This is a genomic window from Streptomyces sp. NPDC096105 (assembly GCF_044763335.1).
Lineage (GTDB): Bacteria > Actinomycetota > Actinomycetes > Streptomycetales > Streptomycetaceae > Streptomyces.
Window position 1 is genome coordinate 232,858 of record NZ_JBIWGC010000004.1, and the last position, 17,673, is coordinate 250,530.

Genomic DNA, 17,673 nt, shown 5'->3' on the forward strand with positions numbered 1-17,673 from the left:
CCGGCGGCCGCCTCAGACGGACCCGAGGTCGGACGACACCCACCGTTCCGGCCGCATCCGCACGACGACCTGCTCGCCGTGGTTCTTCCACGCGAAGTCGACGTACCCCTCGACCTTCTCGGCCGGCAGGTAGCGCGCGGAGATCTCCCGCAGCTTCTCGACCGTCGCGGGGGAGGTGTCGACGACCGGGCCCTCGACGGAGACGTAGCGGAGGGTCGGCTCGACGCGCTCCACCAGGAGGGAGAAGCGCCCCGCCGCCCGCAGCAGCCGGTTCTTGCGGGAGTGCAGGCCGGTGAGGATCCACACGTCCTCGCCGGGCGCGTACTGGTACCAGATCGGCACGGTCAGCGGGGCGCGGCCCTCGCCCGCGTCCACCGCGAACGCGGCCACACGCGGTTCGGACAGGAACTGTTCGCGTTCTTCACGGGTCAGGGCCATGGCGGTTCCTCCAGCGGCGTCTGCGGTCGGGGCGTGCGCCCGGGCGGCCTGCGGCCGGGCGGTACAACGCCGGCCGGGCGGGGACGTGTTCCGTGCGTCGTGTCCCGACCATCGGAACCGGACGGCCCCGCGGGACGCGACAGGCGGCGGTCCACCGGAGTGAACCGCCGCCCGGATGACAGGAAACGGCGAGGTCGCGTGCGGGGTGCGGGCCGCGGGCGCGGCTACTTGGCGGGCTTGCGTCCGGTGACCCCCAGGTGCACCAGCAGCGCCAGGTTCGGCTTGATCTCGGCCTGCTTGACGCTCCGCGAGGAGAAACCTTTCTGGTGCGAGGCCACGGCCGCCAGCATGGCGACCAGGGACCCGGCGACCGCGCCGGGGCTGACGTCCTTGTCGATCCGCCCCTTCGCCTGGAGCGCGGAGACGGACTCGGCGAGCGGGGTCTCCACCGCGCTGAGGACCTTCAGACGGATCTTGGAGAAACGTTTATCCCCCTCGGCGGCGCCCAGGTCCACCACGCGCAGGATCGCGTCGTTGCGCCGCCAGAACTCCAGGAAGCCGTCGACCAGTTCCTGCGCCGTCTGCCAGCCGGCCCGCCCGCTCCAGGAGCGGCCCTCGGTCAGCTCGCCCAGGGAGCCGCTCTCCGCGGCCATGGTCTCGGCGAGCTCCAGGACGGCGCCCTCGACGTCCGGGAAGTACTGGTAGAAGGTGGCCGGCGAGGTCCCTGCGCGGCGGGCGACGTCGATGACCTTGACATCCCGGTACGGGGACGAGCTGAGCATCTCGCTGAGGCAGTCGAGCAGCTTCTGCCGGGTCTCCTGCCCACGCCGGCCGGCCACGCGGCCGTCGACGGTACGCACTTGTCCTGTCATGCCGTCAGCTTACCGACGGGGTGGGGGAGCGCGATTCGGCCGACTGCAAATGGGGTGCGAAGGCTTCGCGATCCTGGTGTGCCTGGTCGGCGGCGTGCGGACGGCACGGCTACGTTGTCGGCATGGCCGAAAACAGGGCATCGGAGTACACGGAGGGCACCCCGTGCTGGGTGGACGCGCAACTGCCCGATCTGGAGGCGGGCAAGCGGTTCTACGGTGAGCTGTTCGGCTGGACCTTCGAGGGCCGGCCCACCGGGACGGTCCGGGCGCTGAAGGACGGCGGCCCCGTCGCCTCCCTCGCGCACAAGACGGACGGGCGGCTGCCGACGGTGTGGACGGTGTCCTTCTTCACCCCGGACGCCGACGCGCTCTGCGCGCGGATCCGGGCGGCCGGCGGACAGGTGGTCGCACCCCCGGCGCCGTTCGGCGACCTCGGCCGCACCGCGCTCGTCACCGACCCCGAGGGCGCGGTGTTCTCGCTGTGGGAGTCCGGGACCGCGGCCGGCTTCGGACGCCGCCACGAGCCGGGCGCCTTCGCCTGGGTCCAGCTCTACGCACGGGACACGCAGACGGCGAACGCCTTCTACGGCGACCTCTTCCACGAGGCCCTGTTCGGCGCGGACGCCGACCCCGACTTCGGGCGCGCGCCGGTCTCCGAGGTCTTCGCCCCCGAGATGCCGCCGCACCTCCTCGTCCACTTCGCGGTGCGGGAACTGGAGCCCGCCCTGGAGAAGGTGACCCGGCTCGGCGGCCGGACGCAGGTGCCGCCCTTCGAGACCTCGTACGGGACGGCGGCCGTCGTCACCGACGATCAGGGGGCGTCCTTCGCGCTGCTGCGCCCCTGACCGTACGCTCGGTGCGCCGTCGCGGTCCGTCTCCCGTACACCGCCCGGCCGTCCGTTCGATTCATAGGTCAACCTGGACACCCGATTTGTCGGCCGGTTCGCACCAGGGGGCCCGGACAGGAAGAATCGGGGTGCGTGCCGCCACGGCGGTGCGGTGGTGAGACGCTGCACTACGGTCGCGCACAGGTGGTGGCGCGACGCGTACGGGGAGGTGGCAGGCAAGTGGTGGATCAGCTGACGCAGCACGATCCGCGGCGTATCGGGCCGTTCGAGGTGCTGGGACGGCTGGGAGCCGGCGGCATGGGGCTGGTCTATCTCGCGCGCTCGGCGTCCGGCCGGCGGGTGGCGATCAAGACGGTCCGGACCGAGCTGGCCGAGGACCAGCTCTTCCGGGTCCGCTTCACGCGCGAGGTGGAGGCGGCCCGCGCCGTCTCCGGCTTCTACACGGCGGCCGTCGTGGACGCCGACCCGCGCGCCGCCGTGCCGTGGCTGGCCACCGCGTACGTCCCCGCCCCCTCGCTCGAGGAGATAGTGAACGAGTGCGGGCCGCTGCCCGCGCAGGCCGTGCGCTGGCTCGCCGCGGGCGTCGCCGAGGCGCTCCAGTCGATCCACGGCGCGGGCCTGGTCCACCGCGACCTCAAGCCCTCCAACGTGCTGGTCGTCGAGGACGGCCCCCGCGTGATCGACTTCGGCATCGCCTCCGGGGTGTCCAACACCCGGCTCACGATGACCAACGTCGCCGTCGGCACCCCCGCCTACATGTCCCCGGAGCAGGCCAAGGACTCCCGCAGCGTCACCGGCGCGAGCGACGTCTTCTCCCTCGGCTCCATGCTGGTCTTCGCCGCCACCGGACACCCCCCGTTCCACGGCGCCAACCCCGTCGAGACGGTCTTCATGCTGCTGCGCGAGGGCCCGGACCTCGAGGGCCTGCCGGACGAGCTGCGGCCGCTCATCGAGTCGTGCATGCAGATGGACCCCACGGCCCGGCCCAACCCCGCCGACCTCCAGGCGCAGCTCGCTCCGCACCTGTTCGGCTCCGGCTCCGACGACAGCGGCACGGCGTCGGCGTGGCTGCCCGAGCGGGCGGTCAGCATGATCGAGGCGCGCCGCGGCGGCCGCCCCGCCAAGCCGCCGCAGAACAGCGGCCGCAGCGGGGGCGGCGCCGGCGCGCGTCCCCCCGTGCCGCCCCCGCCGCCGCACGACCCGGTCGTGCCGCCGCCCCCGCCGCGGCCGGCCCCCGTGGGCGCGCCCGGCACCGGGCCCGTCCGGCTGGCGGGCGCCGCGGTGCCCATCGGCCCCGGCCCGCGCGTCGCCGACACGCGCACGGCCGCCGTGCAGGTGCCCCCGCCCACCGCCGCCCTGGCCGCGACCTGGACGAAGTCCCGCCCCGACGTCAACGGCGCCGAGCCCGCCGCCGCGCCCCCGGCGCCCGCCGCCCTGCCGGAGCAGCCCGGCGGCTGGCGCCCGTGGCGGTTCCGCATGTCCAACGACGTGTGGGGCACGCCCGCCGTGGCCGGCGACCTGGTGTACGTCACCTCCTTCGAGGTGCACGCCCTGGACGTGGCCACCGGCCGGCGCCGCTTCAAGACGCGGGACGTCGCCTGGTCGATGGCGGTCGCCGACGGCCGCGTCCACGCCTCCGACGGCCCCACCCTCTACGCGCTCGACGCCCGCGAGGGCGGCGACCTGTGGCGGCTGAACACGGACGCCTGGGTGTACTCCCTCAAGGCCGACCGCGGCACCGTCCTCACCGGCACCCGCGGCGGCGGCGTGCAGGGCTGGGAGGCGTCCACCGGGCAGAAGCTGTGGGAAGTGACCGGCTGCCAGACCGACTTCGAGTCGCCGGAGGCGGGACCCGCCCTCCTCGACGGCACCGCCTACGTCTGGCAGGACGCCCGGCTGCGTGCCCTCGACGCCCGCACCGGCGAGGAGCGCTGGGCGTACCCGATCGGCGACGCGGCCTCCTGCGGCGGCGTCCCGGTCCGCCTCACCTCCGCGCCCGACGGCTACGTCTACGTCTGCGCCGGCACCCGGGTGGTCGCCCTGGAGGCGGCCTCCGGGCACGTCCGCTGGCACTTCGAGGCCCCGGCGGTCTTCCTGTGCCCGCCCGCCTTCGTGCCCGGCCCCGCGGTCACCGGCGGCGGGGTGTACCTCGCCGACTACCTCGGCACGGTCTACGCCCTGGACGCCACCGACGGCCGCGACCGCTGGCGCATCGCCACCGAGGCCCGCTCCTCGGCCGAGCCGGTGCTGGTCGCCGCCGGCCACGTCCACGTGGGCAGCGGCAAGGGCCTCTACACGCTGGACGCGGTCACCGGCACGCCCAAGTGGCGCTTCCAGTCCGGCGGCGACATCGTCGGCGCCCCCGCGGTCGCCGAGGGCCGCATCCACTTCGGCTCCAGCGACCACCTGCTGTACACGCTGAAGGCCGACGACGGGCGCCTGCGCTGGAAGCTCGCCACCGGCGGGGAGATCACCGGCTCGCCGGTGGTGCGGGACGGCGTGGTGTACGCGTGCAGCAAGGACCGCTGTGTGTACGCGCTGGACGCGGAGAAGGGGACGGGCACGGCGCGGACCGCGTGAGCCGTGCCGTCCCCCGCGTCACCGCGGGACGGCCGTCGCGCCGGCTGCGCGGAAGGGCCCCGGACGGCGGCCGCCGCGGCGGGGAGCGGCGGTGTCCGCCGCCCTCGGGGCCGACGCCGCGCCGCGTGCGGGACGGTCTCCAGGCAGTGACATGCCCGTGACACGAGGATCGCTAGCCTGAGGGGCATGACTTCTCGGGGGAAGACACTCGAACTCACCGCCGTCTCGGCGCTCGTCGTCCTCGCCCTCACCGGTTTCTCCACCGGCCGCGGGCACGGAGGCGGCAGCGGGGACGGCGACGGCGGCGGCTGCAGCAGTTCCAGCCAGAACCACGACGCGTCGGGCTCGGGCGGCGGCTCGCACCGCGACTACGACGACGATGACCACGACGACCACGACGACCACGACGGCGGCGGCAGCGGCGGGTCCGGCGACCCGGAGGCGTCGGCGTCCCCGGAGGACGCCACGGTGACGCTGGTCGACTGCGCGTCCGAGGAGACGCCCTACGCCACCGTCGAGGTCACCAACACCGACACGGTGGACGGCACCTTCTCGGTCACGGTGGTCTTCAAGGACACCGCCGGCGACGAACTCGTCAGCCGGACCGAGGAGGTCGCCGTCCCGGCGGGCGGGACCACGCCGGCCAGGGTCCCGGTGGACGACGCGGAGAGCGTCCCGCTGATCGACGCGTGCGACCTGGACTCCTCCGCCCCGGCGTCCTGACCCGGGGCGCCCGGGAGCGACGACGTGAAGAGGGTCCGGCCGCGGTGTCGTACGACACCGCGGCCGGACCCTCTTCACGACCCGGCCGCGGCGGCTCCCCCTCCGCGCAGCCGGGACCGGTCCCCGTGCGGAGACCTACCGCCCGTCACGGCCCAGGACGGGCGGGGCCGGCGCGTGCTGGTCCAGCGTGGTGACCTCGCCGATGCCCGGCGGGGCGGGCGCGTGCTGGTCGAGCGTGGTGACCTCGGGGCCGTCCTTGCCCGGCGGGGCCGGCGCGTGCTGGTCCTGCGTGGTGAACTCCGGCTCGTTCGTGGCTTCGCTCATGACGTGTGCTACCCCCAACAGGTGGACTGGGCCGTGCGGTCGAACGGCCCGCTCGGCGGCTCCCCCGAAGCCGCCGAGCGGCCGTTCCAGCGGGTCCCACCGTGGAGATGAGCCCCTCGGATCCGCCTGCCCCCCGACGCGACGCATCCGTCCCACGAGGGTGGCAGCCCGCCATAAACGTTCGATGAACGCCGCCGCCGGGTCCGCTGTCAGGCCGCCGACAGCCGGGCGAGCAGGTGGCGCACCTGGACGGCCTCGGCGGAGCCCGTCTCCTCGTACAGGGTCAGCGCCTCGCGCCAGCAGGCGCGCGCCCGGTCGCCCTGGCCGAGGGTGTCCAGCGCCCGGCCGAGCACGGTGAGGGCGTTGGCCCGCATCCAGTCGCCGCCGATGCAGCCCGTCGCCAGGGCCTGTTCGGCGTGGCGGGCGGCCCGCGCCGGGCGGCCGGCCCGCAGGTGCACCTCGGCGATGCGGTAGTGGGTCGTGCCCTCCCACAGCGACTGCCGGTTCTCCGCGAAGATGCACAGCGCCTCGTCGAGCTGGGCGAGCGCCTCCGAGGACCGTCCCGCCTGGCTGAGCACGATGCCGGAGGCGTAGCGGGCGTTCGCCAGCCGCATGGACATCCCCAGCTCGTCGTAGATCTCGACGCCCCGCTGGGCGAGTTCGACGGCCTCGCCGGTGCGGCCCATCGAGGCGAGGGTGCGGGAGAGGTTGCAGACGGCGCTGGCCTCGCCGGGCCGGTTGCCGTCGGCGCGGAAGGCGTCGATCGCGCGCAGAAAGCAGCCTTCGGCCTCCGCGTACCGCGCGGTGCACAGGGCGATGATGCCGAGCTGGTTCGGGGCGGTGCCGTTCGCCCACGGGTCGTCCGCGTCCCGCAGCAGCGCGTCCGCGCGCCTCGCCTCCTCGTCGGCGGCCTCGAACCGGCCCGCCTGGCTGAACACCTGGGCGACGGTGACCCGGGCCCGCACCTCGGCGCGCGCGTCCCCGAGGGCGGCCGCCGCCTCGCACGCGGCCCGCGCGGTCTTGCGGTACTGGCGGGAGTCCGCCCCGGACTCCGCGAGGTCGATGGCCGCGACCAGCAGGTCCACGGCCCGGCGCACCATGGACGCGCCCAGCGACTGCTGCACGCACGCCAGCAGCGGCCCGGCCTCGCTGTGCAGCCAGTCCAGCGCCTTCGCCGCGCCGCTGAACTCCTCGCCCGCGGCACGGCCCTTCTCCAGGTGCGCCACGGTCCGGTCGCCCGGCCGCTCGATGCCGTACACCCGCACCGCCGTCGCCAGGTAGTAGTCCAGCAGCCGCGACCGGGCGGCCTCCCGCTCGGCGGGCGGCTGTTCGTCGCGTTCGGCGCATGCACGCGCGTAGAGCCGCAGCAGATCGTGGAAGCGGTAGCGGCCGGGGCCCGCCGCGGACTCCAGGAGGGACGTGTCGACGAGGGACTCCAGCAGGTCCTCCGTCTCAGCCGCCGGCAGGTCCAGCAGGGCGGCCGCGGCGGCCAGCGAGATGTCGGGGCCGTCGGCCAGGCCCAGCAGCCGGAACGCGCGCGCCTGCGCCGTCTCCAGCGCGCCGTAGCCCAGTTCGAAGGTGGCCGCGACCGCCAGGTCGCCCGCCTGAAGCTCGTCCAGCCGGCGGCGTTCGTCGGCGAGCTTCGCCGCCAGGAAGGAGACCGTCCAGGTGCGGCGGGCGGCCAGCCGGGAGGCGGCGATGCGGATGGCCAGCGGCAGGAAGCCGCAGGCGGCCACCACGTCCAGGGCGGCCTCCCGCTCGGAGCGCACCCGCTCCTCACCGACGATCTTCGTGAAGAGCGCCAGCGCCTCCTCCGGCGCCATCACGTCCAGGTCGACCAGATGTGCCCCGGCCAGGTCCACCATCCGCACGCGGGACGTCACCAGGGCCGCGCAGCCCGCCGTGCCCGGCAGCAGCGGCCGTACCTGCGCCGCGTCGCGCGCGTTGTCCAGCAGCACCAGCACCCGGCGGCCGTCCAGCACCGAGCGGTACAGCGCCGCCCGCTCCTCCAGGGAGTCGGGGATCGCCGAGTCAGCCGTGCCGAGGGCGCGCAGGAAGGAGCCGAGAACCGTCTCCGGCTCCGCGGCGCGCGCTCCGGCGCCCTGGAGGTCGACGTAGAGCTGGCCGTCGGGGAAGGCGTCGCGGGCGGCGTGCGCCACGTGCACGGCGAGGGTGGTCTTGCCGACGCCGCCGATGCCGGCGACGGCGGACACCGCCATCACCCGCGCCTCGTCGCCGGAGGCCGACGCCAGGACCTCGCCCAGCTCCCGTACGAAGGCCGCACGGCCGGTGAAGTCCGGCACGGTCGCCGGGAGCTGTGCCGGGCGCACCGGCGCGGGGTCCGGATGGGGCAGCCGGGCGGGCGGTTCCACGAGGGCAGGGTCGGCCTCCAGGATGCGCTGCTGCAGCTCGCTCAGGCCCGGGCGCGGGTCGACGCCCAGCTCGTCGGCGAGCAGCCGGCGGGTGTCGGCGTACACGGCCAGCGCCTCCGCCTGGCGGCCGCTGCGGTACAGCGCCAGCATCAGCAGCTCGCGCAGCCGCTCCCGCAGCGGATGCGCGGCGGTCAGCGCGGTCAGCTCGGAGACGGCCTCCGCGTGGCAGCCCTGCTCCAGGTCCATGTCCAGCCGCGTCTCCAGCAGTTGCAGCCGCCACTCCTCCAGGCGGACGCGCTGCGCGTCGGCGTACGGGCCGGGCACCCCGGCCAGCGACTCGCCGTCCCACAGCGCCAGCGCCTGGTTGAGCAGGTCGCGGGCGCGGCACAGGTCGCCGGTGTTGCGGGCCTTCTCCGCCTCCGCGGCCAGCTCCTGGGCGGCCGCGAGGTCCAGCGCGCCCTCGCCGAGCCCGCGCACGGCGTAGCCGCCGGACTCGCTGACCAGGACGCCGGGGTCCAGCACCTTCCGCAGCCGGGACGCGTACGTGCGCACCGCGGCGAGCGCCTGGGAGGGCGGTTCCCCGACCCACAGGGCGTCGATCAGCTCGGCGGCCGTGGCGGTGCGGCCCTCGCGCAGCAACAGGGCGGCCAGCAGGGCGCGTTGCTGTGGACTGCCGGTGGCGACCGGTACGCCGCCACGCCAGGCGCGCACCGGACCCAGCACACCGAACCGCAGCGCCACCGGCTCCGTCGGGGAGCCGGGACCCCGCTGCTCGGGTCCCCGCGGCACACCGTCCATGCAGTCCCCCTATGCATTCCGAGCAACTACGCCAGTTTGCCTTCTCCTGACGCAGGAGTCAGCCGTGCGAGACGCCGATCACACGGGGACCGGCGGGCCGCCACGGACTCCCCACATGTGCGACCTCACCCGTCCAGATCCACCCGGACCGTGAGCAGATCCGCCCCGATCGCCCGCACGGCGGCGCTGTTGAAGCGGGGGAGGGCGCGCAGCCGGGCGACGGGGTCGTCCTCGGGCAGCAGACGGGCGGTGCCCGTGTGCCAGCGGCCCCGGACGCGCACCCGCACCCGGGGGTCCGCCTTGATGTTCCGCACGTACTGCGAGCGTTCGCCGAACTCCGACACCAGCCAGAAGGTGTCGCCGACCCGGCGCCCGCCCACCGGCGTGGTGCGGGGCAGGCCGGAGACGCGGCCGGTGGTCTCCAGCAGGGTCTGGAACGGCATCCGGCGCAGCAGCGGGTTCCCCACGCGGCGCTGGAAGGCCGTGGCGACGCGGTACTTGCGTTCGGCGCGAGAAGTCATCGTGGCGCCGAGCCTACCGGCGGCCGAGGAAGACGGGGTTGGTGAAAGCGGCCAGGCTTCCGGGCAGCGGCCCGGCCGGGGCCCCGTGCCGCACCTCCGCGCGCACGTACGCGGCGTACGACGGCGTGGTCCGCCACTCGACGACGCCCTTCCCGCTCGCCGGCAGCGGCGCGGAGGTGTGCAGCACGCCCTGGTCGGTGACGAGCCGGACGGTGCGGCCGGGGGCGCCGGTGACCTCGAGGCGGACGGTCACCGGGGCGTCGTCCGGGACCCGCAGCCGCTCGCCGATCCCGGCGTGCTCGCCGCGCGGGCCGGACGCGGAGAAGGCCAGGGAGACCCGCGCGGACTCGGCGACGTAGCAGCGGCCGGCGCGGATGCCGTCCTGGATCGCGCGGCGGCTGAGGTCGTCGGCGAGGACGACGGTCTGCGGCAGGCCGACCACGTCCGGGTCGCGGTGCGCGTCGCTGCTGCCCATGGCCGGAATCCAGTCGCGGCCGTCCCGCACGGACGCGGCCAGCATGCTGTCCCAGTCGGCCAGCGCCACCTCGTCGTCGGGCGTCCAGGGGCCGTTCCACACCTCGACCGCGTCCGCCTCGCCGAAGCCGAACTTCCAGTTGCATCCGATGCAGGTGGCGTGCGGATGGGCGGGCACGACCAGGCCGCCCGCGCGGCGGATCTGCCGGGCGAACCGTCCGAAGCGGTTGTCGCGGGCCCGGTAGCGCCAGTCGACGAAGGTGCCGGGGTCGGTGCCGAGCGCCACCACGTGCCCGTTGCGGGTGGTGACCTCCTCGCCGAGCAGCACCAGCAGGTCGTCGCCGGCCGCCTCCGCCCAGTGGGCGTGCGCGGAATGGGTGTTGTGCTCGCTGGAGTTGACGAAGTCCAGCCCGGCCGCGCGGGCGAGCGCGGCGATCTCCCCGGGGGTGCGGCGGCCGTCGGAGTGCCAGGAGTGCAGATGGCAGTCGCCCCGGTACCAGGCCCGCCCCCGTCCCCTCGCCCGCTCCGGCGGGTACACCGGCCGGGACGTCCGGCCGGGCTCGCCGAACGTCAGCGTCACGGTGATCTCGTACGACAGGCCCTGCGGGGCGATCGTGTACGGACCCAGCGCGATGTGCCAGGTGCCCGCGCGGACCGGGCCGGGGAGGTAGCCGGGGGTGGCGTCGTCGGCGCGCAGGAAGAACTCGGTGCGGGCGCCGCCGGACCAGCCCCGGAAGCCCTCGCCGCCGAGTCCGGTGCCGCGCTCGTCGAAGACGCCGATGTCCAGGGCGTTGCCCGCGGTGCCGGCCGGGACCTGGGGCCGGTCGTAGGTGTAGGCGACCTTGATCTCCCTCACGCCGTGCGGCACTTCGACGGGGACGTACACGAAGTCGGGTGCGCCGGGCTCCAGGGTGCCGCGCACCGTCCTGGTCCGGGTGCGGCCGCCCTCGGCCGCGGAGGCGAAGCTCACGCTCCCCGACGTAAGCGCGGCGGCGGCGCCCGTCAGGAAGACGGCGCGCCGCCCGATGCCGGTCTGATGCTCCTCGCACATGCTGCTGCTCCCGGGTGTCGGTGAGGACAGGGCTGGGTGATGCAGGGATGGTGCGGTGCAACCTTCGTATTGAGCAGTGAACTGCCGTGGAAGGGAAGGGAATCGACGGATTTCGGGGCGGGTGGCGGGGGAGTGGCGGGATGAATGCCGACCGGTCGGTATGGACAGGAGGGGAGCGGACGGGTATGCATGGGGCGTCGTCCCGCGTACGAAAGGCCGTCCATGCGCATCGCCGTCACGATCTTCCTCACCGACGAGACGATCACCCCGGTCCGGCTGGCCCGGGAGCTGGAACAGCGGGGCTTCGCCGGGCTGTACCTGCCCGAGCACACGCACATCCCCGTCGAGCGCACCAGCCCCTACCCGGCGGGCGGCGAGCTGCCCCGCGAGTACGGCCGCACCCTCGACCCCTTCGTCGCGCTCGGACAGGCCGCGGCCGTCACCGAGCGGCTCGGGCTCGGCACCGGCATCACGCTCGCCGCGCAGCACGACCCGATCGACCTGGCCAAGCAGATCGCGACCCTGGACCACCTCTCCGGAGGCCGGTTCACGCTGGGCGTCGGCTTCGGGTGGAACGTGGAGGAGGCCGCCGACCACGGGGTGGAGTGGCGCACCCGGCGGGCGCTGGTACGGGACCGGATCGGCCTGATGCGCGCTCTGTGGGCCGACGAACCGACTGCCTACAAGGGCGAGTTCGGCAGCGTCCGGGCGAGCATCGCGTACCCCAAGCCGGTGCGGAAGCCGCGCGGCCCGGTGACCGGCCCGCGCACGCTGGTCGGCGGGGCGGCGGGCCCGAAGCTGTTCGCCGACATCTGCGCGTACGCCGACGGCTGGCTGCCGATCGGCGGGCGCGGCCTGACCGGGTCGCTGCCGGCGCTGCGCGCCGCCTGGGCCGACGCCGGCCGCGACCCGGCCGCCCTCCAGGTCGTGCCGTACGCGGTCCGGCCCAGCGCGGGGAAGCTGGAGCACTTCGCGGAGCTGGGCGTGGAGGAGGTCGTGGCGCAGCTGCCGCCGGCGGGGGAGACGGAGGTGCTGGGCGCGCTGGACGCCCTCCAGCCGTTCCTGGACGGGCGGAAGTCCTGATCACGCCGAACGTATGCTCAGAGAATGACGACTTCCGCGACCACCGGAACCGGCGGCCCGACCGAGAACTCCCTGCGCCGCGCGCTCAGGCGCGCCCGCGACGGCGTCTCCCTGGACGTCTCCGAGGCCGCGGTCCTGCTCCAGGCCCGCGGTGATCACCTCGAGGACCTCTCCGCCTCGGCCGCCCGGGTCCGCGACGCGGGCCTGGAGGCGGCGGGACGGCCCGGTGTCATCACGTACTCCCGGAGCGTCTTCATCCCGCTGACGCGGCTGTGCCGGGACAAGTGCCACTACTGCACGTTCGTCACCGTGCCCGGCAAGCTGCGCCGGGCCGGGCACGGGATGTTCATGTCGCCGGACGAGGTGCTGGACATCGCCCGCAAGGGCGCCGCGCTCGGCTGCAAGGAAGCCCTCATCACCCTCGGCGACAAGCCCGAGGACCGCTGGCCCGAGGCCCGCGAATGGCTCGACGCGCACGGCTACGACGACACCCTCGCCTACGTCCGCGCCATCTCGATCCGCATCCTGGAGGAGACCGGACTCCTCCCGCACCTCAACCCGGGCGTGCTGTCCTGGACCGACTTCCAGCGCCTCAAGCCGGTCGCCCCCTCCATGGGCATGATGCTGGAGACCACCGCGACCCGCCTGTGGTCCGAGCCCGGCGGCCCCCACCACGGCTCCCCGGACAAGGAACCGGCCGTACGGCTGCGGGTCCTGGAGGACGCCGGCCGCTCCTCCGTGCCCTTCACCTCCGGCATCCTCATCGGCATCGGCGAGACCTACCAGGAGCGCGCCGAGTCCCTGTTCGCGCTGCGCAAGGTCGCCCGCGCCCACCACGGCATCCAGGAACTGATCATCCAGAACTTCCGCGCCAAGCCGGACACCGCGATGCGCGGCATGCCGGACGCGGAACTGGACGAACTCGTCGCCACCGTCGCCGTGGCCCGCCTGGTCCTCGGCCCCACCGCCTGCCTCCAGGCCCCGCCGAACCTGGTCGACGCCGAGTACGGGCGGCTGATCGCAGCCGGCATCGACGACTGGGGCGGGATCTCCCCGCTCACCATCGACCACGTCAACCCCGAGCGCCCCTGGCCGCAGATCGAGGAACTGGCCGAACAGTCCCGCGCGGCCGGCTTCGAACTGCGCGAACGCCTCTGCGTCTACCCGGAGTTCGTGCGGCGCGGCGAGCCCTGGCTGGACCCGCGGCTGCGCCCGCACGTCGCCGCGCTCGCCGACCCGGAGACGGGGCTCGCCCGTCCGGACGCCCTGCCCCGGGGGCTGCCGTGGCAGGAGCCGGACGAGGCGTTCACCGCGACCGGCCGCACCGACCTGCACCGCACCATCGACACCGAGGGGCGCACGGACGACCGCCGCGCCGACTTCGACGAGGTGTACGGCGACTGGGACGCGCTGCGCGAGGCCGCCGCTCCCGGCATGGTCCCGGAGCGGATCGACACCGACGTGCGCGAGGCGCTGCGCACGGCCGCCGACGACCCGACGAAGCTGACGGACGCCGAGGCGCTGGCCCTGCTGCACGCCGACGGTCCCGCGCTGGACGCCCTGTGCCGGGTCGCGGACGACGTGCGTAAGTCGGCGGTCGGCGACGACGTGACGTACATCGTCACCCGCAACATCAACTTCACCAACGTCTGCTACACCGGCTGCCGCTTCTGCGCCTTCGCCCAGCGCCGCACCGACGCCGACGCGTACACGCTGTCGCTGGACCAGGTGGCCGACCGCGCCCAGCAGGCGTGGGACGTCGGTGCGGTGGAGGTGTGCATGCAGGGCGGCATCCACCCCGACCTGCCCGGCACCGCCTACTTCGACATCGCGCGGGCCGTGAAGGAACGCGTCCCCGGCCTGCACGTCCACGCCTTCTCCCCGATGGAGGTGGTGAACGGCGCGACCCGCACCGGCCTGTCCCTCCGCGAGTGGCTGACGGCGGCGAAGGAGGCCGGGCTGGACACCATCCCGGGCACGGCGGCGGAGATCCTCGACGACGAGGTCCGCTGGGTCCTCACCAAGGGCAAGCTGCCGGCGGCGACGTGGATCGAGGTCGTCGAGACGGCGCACGACCTGGGCATCCGGTCGAGCTCCACGATGATGTACGGCCACGTCGACCAGCCCCGCCACTGGCTCGGCCACCTGCGCACCCTGGCCGGGATCCAGCAGCGGACCGGCGGCTTCACCGAGTTCGTGACGCTGCCCTTCGTGCACACCAACGCCCCCGTCTACCTGGCCGGCATCGCCCGCCCCGGCCCGACGGTCCGCGACAACCGCGCGGTGACGGCGATGGCCCGCCTCCTGCTCCACCCGTGGATCCCCAACATCCAGACGAGCTGGGTCAAACTGGGCGCGGAGGGTGCGGCGGAGATGCTGCGCTCCGGCGCGAACGACCTCGGCGGGACGCTGATGGAGGAGACCATCTCCCGCATGGCGGGCTCCTCCTACGGCTCCTACAAGTCGGTCAAGGACCTGATCGCGGTCGCGGAAGCGGCCGGCCGCCCGGCGAAGCCGCGCACGACCCTGTACGGCGAGGTGTCCGAGGAGCGCCGCCGCGCGGCGGAGGCGTCGGACGGACATCTGCCGGAGCTGCTGCCCGTCCTCGACTGAATCCGGCCCCGGCCCCCGCTGGCAGTAGGATGATCCGACCCGCTTTCGGTAGCTGAGGAGTGCGTACCGGTGTCTGCCCGACTTCCCTCGTGGGCCTGGGTGACCGGGCTGACCACGGGGGCGATAGCCGCGGTGGCGGTCCTGGGCGTCCAGGCGGACCAGGGCACCAAGCCCGTCGCCGCCACCACTCCGCCGAAGGCCACGGCGACGGCGGACCCCAAGCCGTCCGCCGCCCCGCCGGAGGAGACCCGCACACCGGGCGTGCCCGCCGACTCCGGCACCGGCCGCCGCATCGTCTACTCCCTCGGCCAGAAGCGCGTCTGGCTCGTCGACGCCAGCGACGCCGCCCGCCGCTCCTTCCCGGTGTGGCCCGGCACGGTCTCCCCGGACCCCGGCTCCTACACGATCGGCACCCGCAACGAGGCCACCACCGGCAGCGACGGCGTGCCGGTGGAGCACATCATGTACTTCGCCCAGAAGTCCGGCGTCTTCGTCGCCTTCTCCAACGCGGTCGACGGCTCCTCACCCCCGCCCGCCGACCCCGGCGCCCGGACCGGCGGCATCCGCGTCGCCAAACAGGACGGCAAGGCCCTCTGGACCTTCGGCACGGCGGGCACCACGGTGTACGTGGTGGACTAGCCGGCCGTCCCGGCTGCTCGGTGTCCCTCGGATGCCGCGGCGACGCGTGGACGAAGCGCACCGTGCGTCACGCCTCGTCGACGAGGCGGCGCACCCGGCCGCCCGCCGTGACCTCGTACTCCCGCCGCGGACCGTCCCGGCCGCCGAGGTTCCCGTGGCGAGCCGGCCCCGCAGGCGGTGCTGACGGTCCGGGTCCGGGCGGGACGCCGGATCCCCGCGCAGGGCCTCGAAGCAGCGGCGCGTGGTGCCCGGCGCCTCCGCACCGGGTTCACTCCACCCCTTCGCGGCCCCGTTCGTCGCGAAGCGCAGACGCCGTTCGCCGCCCACCGGCGGGGGAGCGACGTCGTCGCCGCGCTCGGGGCTCACGGCGCCGTCACCTCGCCGTGGTCCTCGTCCGGCGGCCGTCGCGTGAGTTTCGCCGTGAGCTCGGGGTGCGCCCTCGCCCTCGACCCCGGACACGCGTCGGCGTACCCGAGCCGGGGCACGGCCCACCACCGCCTGGGCCACCGCGACCGGGCCCTCGCCGACCTGGACCGCGCCCTGGGGCTGAACCCGTCCTACGCCTGGGCGCGCGAGCGGCGCGATGCGGTCGTACGCGACCGCGACGGGTGAAAACCGGCCACTTCCGGCCGCTCGGGTCACACTCCGCACAGCGATCCGGCCCCTGAGCCGGCCGTCCCCGTTCGGTTACCGGGACTCTTGCAGAAGGCCCCGGCGTTCACGCCGGGGATGAATGCATCTCAAGGCTGTTCTGACGTGCGCGTCAGAGCGGACGTTGTTGCTGCTCGATGTACTGGCGGACGATCGCCAGCGGTGCTCCGCCGCACGATGCGGAGAAGTATGAGGGCGACCACCGGGACGGCCCCAAGCCCCTGCACGTCCGGGAGTGGACGTGCGGGGCCTGCGGCGCCGTGCACGACCGCGACCACAACGCGGCCCGCAACGTCCTCTTCGAAGGACGCCGAATCGCCGCCGCCGGACGGGCGGAGACGCTAAACGCCTGTGGAGCGCCGGTCAGACGGGCACCCGTGCCCGCACAGCGCGGTGAAGCAGGAAGCCCCGGAAGGATCACACGATCCAGGCCGGAATCCCTGGACTTTAGGCCAGGACGCACGTCAAAGTGCTGGGCGTCGCACGTACGGACGGTCCCGGGGAGGTCTGGGTGGCTGGTACTGCCGGGCCCGTGTGGGGGCGCCGTGAGCAGCAGGACTTCCGCAGCCGGGTGCGCGGCACGCTGCTCGGGGCGGCCGTCGGGGACGCGCTGGGCGCGCCCGTGGACCGACTGGACGTCGACACCATCCGCCGGACCCACGGCGCGGCGGGCCTGACCGACCTCGCCCCCGCCTACGGCCGGCGCGGCGCCGTCACCCACCACACCCAGCTGACCCTCTTCACCGTGGACGGCCTGATCCGCGCCCAGGTGCGGCGCGACACCGGCGCCTGGCACCCGCCGACCGACCTGCACCAGGCGTATCTGCGCTGGGCCACGACCCAGCGCGACTGGGGCCCGGACGAGCGGCGCAAGGAGGACGGCTGGCTGGCGCGGGAGGAGTGGCTGTACGCCCGCCGCGACCCGGCCCGCGCCCTGCTCATGGGGCTCGGCGACCACACGATGGGCACGTTGGACGCGCCCAAGAACCCCGGCGAGGCGGGTCCCGAGGCGGCGGCGCGGTCCGCGCCGTTCGGGCTGCTGGTCGGCTGGGACCCGCAGCTCGTGGCGCAGCTCGCCGTGGAGTGCGCGGCGCAGACCCACGGCCACCCGGTCGCCTTCCTCACGGCGGGCGCGTACGCGGTGCTGGTGCACGCGCTGACCCGGGGCGAGGGTCTGGACGCGGCGGTGCGGCGCACCCTCGCCCTGCTGGCCGCCCGGCCCGGCCACCAGCCGGTGACGGACGCCCTCCGGCGCGCGCTGGGCGCCGTGCGGCAGGGGGCGCCCGGCGCGGAGCGGGTCACGGAACTGGTCGGCGACGCCACCGCCGAGGGCCTGCTCGCCGCGGCCGTGTACTGCGCGCTGGTGGGGGAGGACGTACGGCACGGTCTGTGCCTCGCCGTGAACCACAGCGGCCCCAGCGCCGCGGCCGGCGCCCTGACCGGCGGCCTGCTGGGCGCCCTGCACGGGGAGACGGCCCTCCCGCCGGCCTGGCTGGCCGAACTGGAGGGCCGTCCCACGGTCCTCGAACTCGCCGACGACTTCGCCATGGAGATGACCCAGGGCCCCGCCCTCCACACCCCCGCGGCCTCCTCCCCGGCCTGGCTCGCCCGCTACCCGAGAGGCGCCTAGGGGGACGCGCCCCCCTCAGGGGCGCGGAAAAAACCCCTGGGAACCACCCCCGGGAA

The 17,673-nt window shown here is 74.8% G+C and carries 14 protein-coding genes and 2 pseudogenes; 9 read left to right on the top strand and 7 right to left on the bottom strand.

Annotated features, from left to right (window positions below; genetic code table 11):
- Positions 1-12: 12 nt before the first annotated feature.
- Together ACIQ8B_RS08930 and ACIQ8B_RS08935 are read right to left on the bottom strand one after the other, a co-directional pair.
- Positions 13-438, bottom strand: a complete 426-nt coding sequence (locus ACIQ8B_RS08930) for a pyridoxamine 5'-phosphate oxidase family protein (protein WP_290001326.1) — start codon at positions 436-438, stop codon at positions 13-15.
- 224 nt (positions 439-662) lie between these two features.
- Positions 663-1,298, bottom strand: coding sequence for a TetR family transcriptional regulator (locus tag ACIQ8B_RS08935; RefSeq protein ID WP_403546393.1), 636 nt, complete (start codon positions 1,296-1,298; stop codon positions 663-665).
- A gap of 134 nt (positions 1,299-1,432) precedes the next feature.
- Between ACIQ8B_RS08935 and ACIQ8B_RS08940 the strand changes: the two genes are divergently transcribed.
- The 3 genes from ACIQ8B_RS08940 (at position 1,433) to ACIQ8B_RS08950 (ending at position 5,461) form a co-directional block, all read left to right on the top strand.
- The gene (locus ACIQ8B_RS08940) at positions 1,433-2,155 is read left to right on the top strand and encodes a VOC family protein (protein ID WP_403546271.1); all 723 of its coding nucleotides are present in this window, start codon (positions 1,433-1,435) and stop codon (positions 2,153-2,155) included.
- A 222-nt stretch (positions 2,156-2,377) separates the two neighbouring features.
- Positions 2,378-4,738 carry a PQQ-binding-like beta-propeller repeat protein gene (locus tag ACIQ8B_RS08945; protein ID WP_403546272.1) on the top strand — a complete coding sequence of 787 codons (2,361 nt, stop codon included), beginning with the start codon at positions 2,378-2,380 and terminating at the stop codon, positions 4,736-4,738.
- 186 nt (positions 4,739-4,924) lie between these two features.
- A complete protein-coding gene (locus tag ACIQ8B_RS08950; protein ID WP_403546273.1) occupies positions 4,925-5,461 on the top strand; it encodes a hypothetical protein in 537 nt (178 codons plus the stop codon).
- A gap of 135 nt (positions 5,462-5,596) precedes the next feature.
- Here ACIQ8B_RS08950 and ACIQ8B_RS08955 read toward each other — a convergent pair whose 3' ends face one another.
- The 4 genes from ACIQ8B_RS08955 to ACIQ8B_RS08970 form a co-directional block, all read right to left on the bottom strand.
- A complete protein-coding gene (locus ACIQ8B_RS08955; RefSeq protein ID WP_290001312.1) occupies positions 5,597-5,785 on the bottom strand; it encodes a sigma-like protein in 189 nt (62 codons plus the stop codon).
- Positions 5,786-5,994: 209 nt separating this feature from the next.
- The gene (locus tag ACIQ8B_RS08960; RefSeq protein ID WP_403546274.1) at positions 5,995-8,955 is read right to left on the bottom strand and encodes an AfsR/SARP family transcriptional regulator; all 2,961 of its coding nucleotides are present in this window, start codon (positions 8,953-8,955) and stop codon (positions 5,995-5,997) included.
- Between the two features lie 125 nt (positions 8,956-9,080).
- Positions 9,081-9,476: a nitroreductase/quinone reductase family protein gene (locus ACIQ8B_RS08965; RefSeq protein WP_290001304.1), complete on the bottom strand. Its 396-nt coding sequence runs from the start codon at positions 9,474-9,476 to the stop codon at positions 9,081-9,083.
- A gap of 13 nt (positions 9,477-9,489) precedes the next feature.
- Positions 9,490-11,001, bottom strand: a complete 1,512-nt coding sequence (locus ACIQ8B_RS08970) for a CehA/McbA family metallohydrolase (protein ID WP_106413753.1) — start codon at positions 10,999-11,001, stop codon at positions 9,490-9,492.
- Between the two features lie 222 nt (positions 11,002-11,223).
- Here ACIQ8B_RS08970 and ACIQ8B_RS08975 point away from each other — a divergent pair, with 222 nt between their 5' ends.
- The 4 genes from ACIQ8B_RS08975 (at position 11,224) to ACIQ8B_RS08990 (ending at position 15,948) form a co-directional block, all read left to right on the top strand.
- Positions 11,224-12,084 carry an LLM class F420-dependent oxidoreductase gene (locus tag ACIQ8B_RS08975; protein WP_403546275.1) on the top strand — a complete coding sequence of 287 codons (861 nt, stop codon included), beginning with the start codon at positions 11,224-11,226 and terminating at the stop codon, positions 12,082-12,084.
- A 24-nt stretch (positions 12,085-12,108) separates the two neighbouring features.
- A complete protein-coding gene (locus ACIQ8B_RS08980) occupies positions 12,109-14,697 on the top strand; it encodes a bifunctional FO biosynthesis protein CofGH (RefSeq protein ID WP_403546276.1) in 2,589 nt (862 codons plus the stop codon).
- Between the two features lie 69 nt (positions 14,698-14,766).
- Positions 14,767-15,336: a L,D-transpeptidase gene (locus tag ACIQ8B_RS08985; RefSeq protein WP_403546277.1), complete on the top strand. Its 570-nt coding sequence runs from the start codon at positions 14,767-14,769 to the stop codon at positions 15,334-15,336.
- A 420-nt stretch (positions 15,337-15,756) separates the two neighbouring features.
- Complete coding sequence (locus ACIQ8B_RS08990) at positions 15,757-15,948, top strand: hypothetical protein (protein ID WP_403546278.1); 192 nt, start codon at positions 15,757-15,759, stop codon at positions 15,946-15,948.
- A gap of 151 nt (positions 15,949-16,099) precedes the next feature.
- On the opposite strand, the pseudogene ACIQ8B_RS08995 reads toward ACIQ8B_RS08990, so the two are convergent.
- Positions 16,100-16,192: pseudogene (locus ACIQ8B_RS08995) on the bottom strand (transposase); the annotation flags it as partial.
- Here ACIQ8B_RS08995 and ACIQ8B_RS09000 point away from each other — a divergent pair.
- Together ACIQ8B_RS09000 and ACIQ8B_RS09005 are read left to right on the top strand one after the other, a co-directional pair.
- Positions 16,191-16,438: pseudogene (locus ACIQ8B_RS09000) on the top strand (zinc ribbon domain-containing protein); the annotation flags it as partial. The pseudogenes ACIQ8B_RS08995 and ACIQ8B_RS09000 overlap by 2 nt on opposite strands.
- A 60-nt stretch (positions 16,439-16,498) precedes the next feature.
- Positions 16,499-17,617: an ADP-ribosylglycohydrolase family protein gene (locus ACIQ8B_RS09005; RefSeq protein ID WP_403546279.1), complete on the top strand. Its 1,119-nt coding sequence runs from the start codon at positions 16,499-16,501 to the stop codon at positions 17,615-17,617.
- The last annotated feature ends 56 nt before the right edge of the window (positions 17,618-17,673 follow it).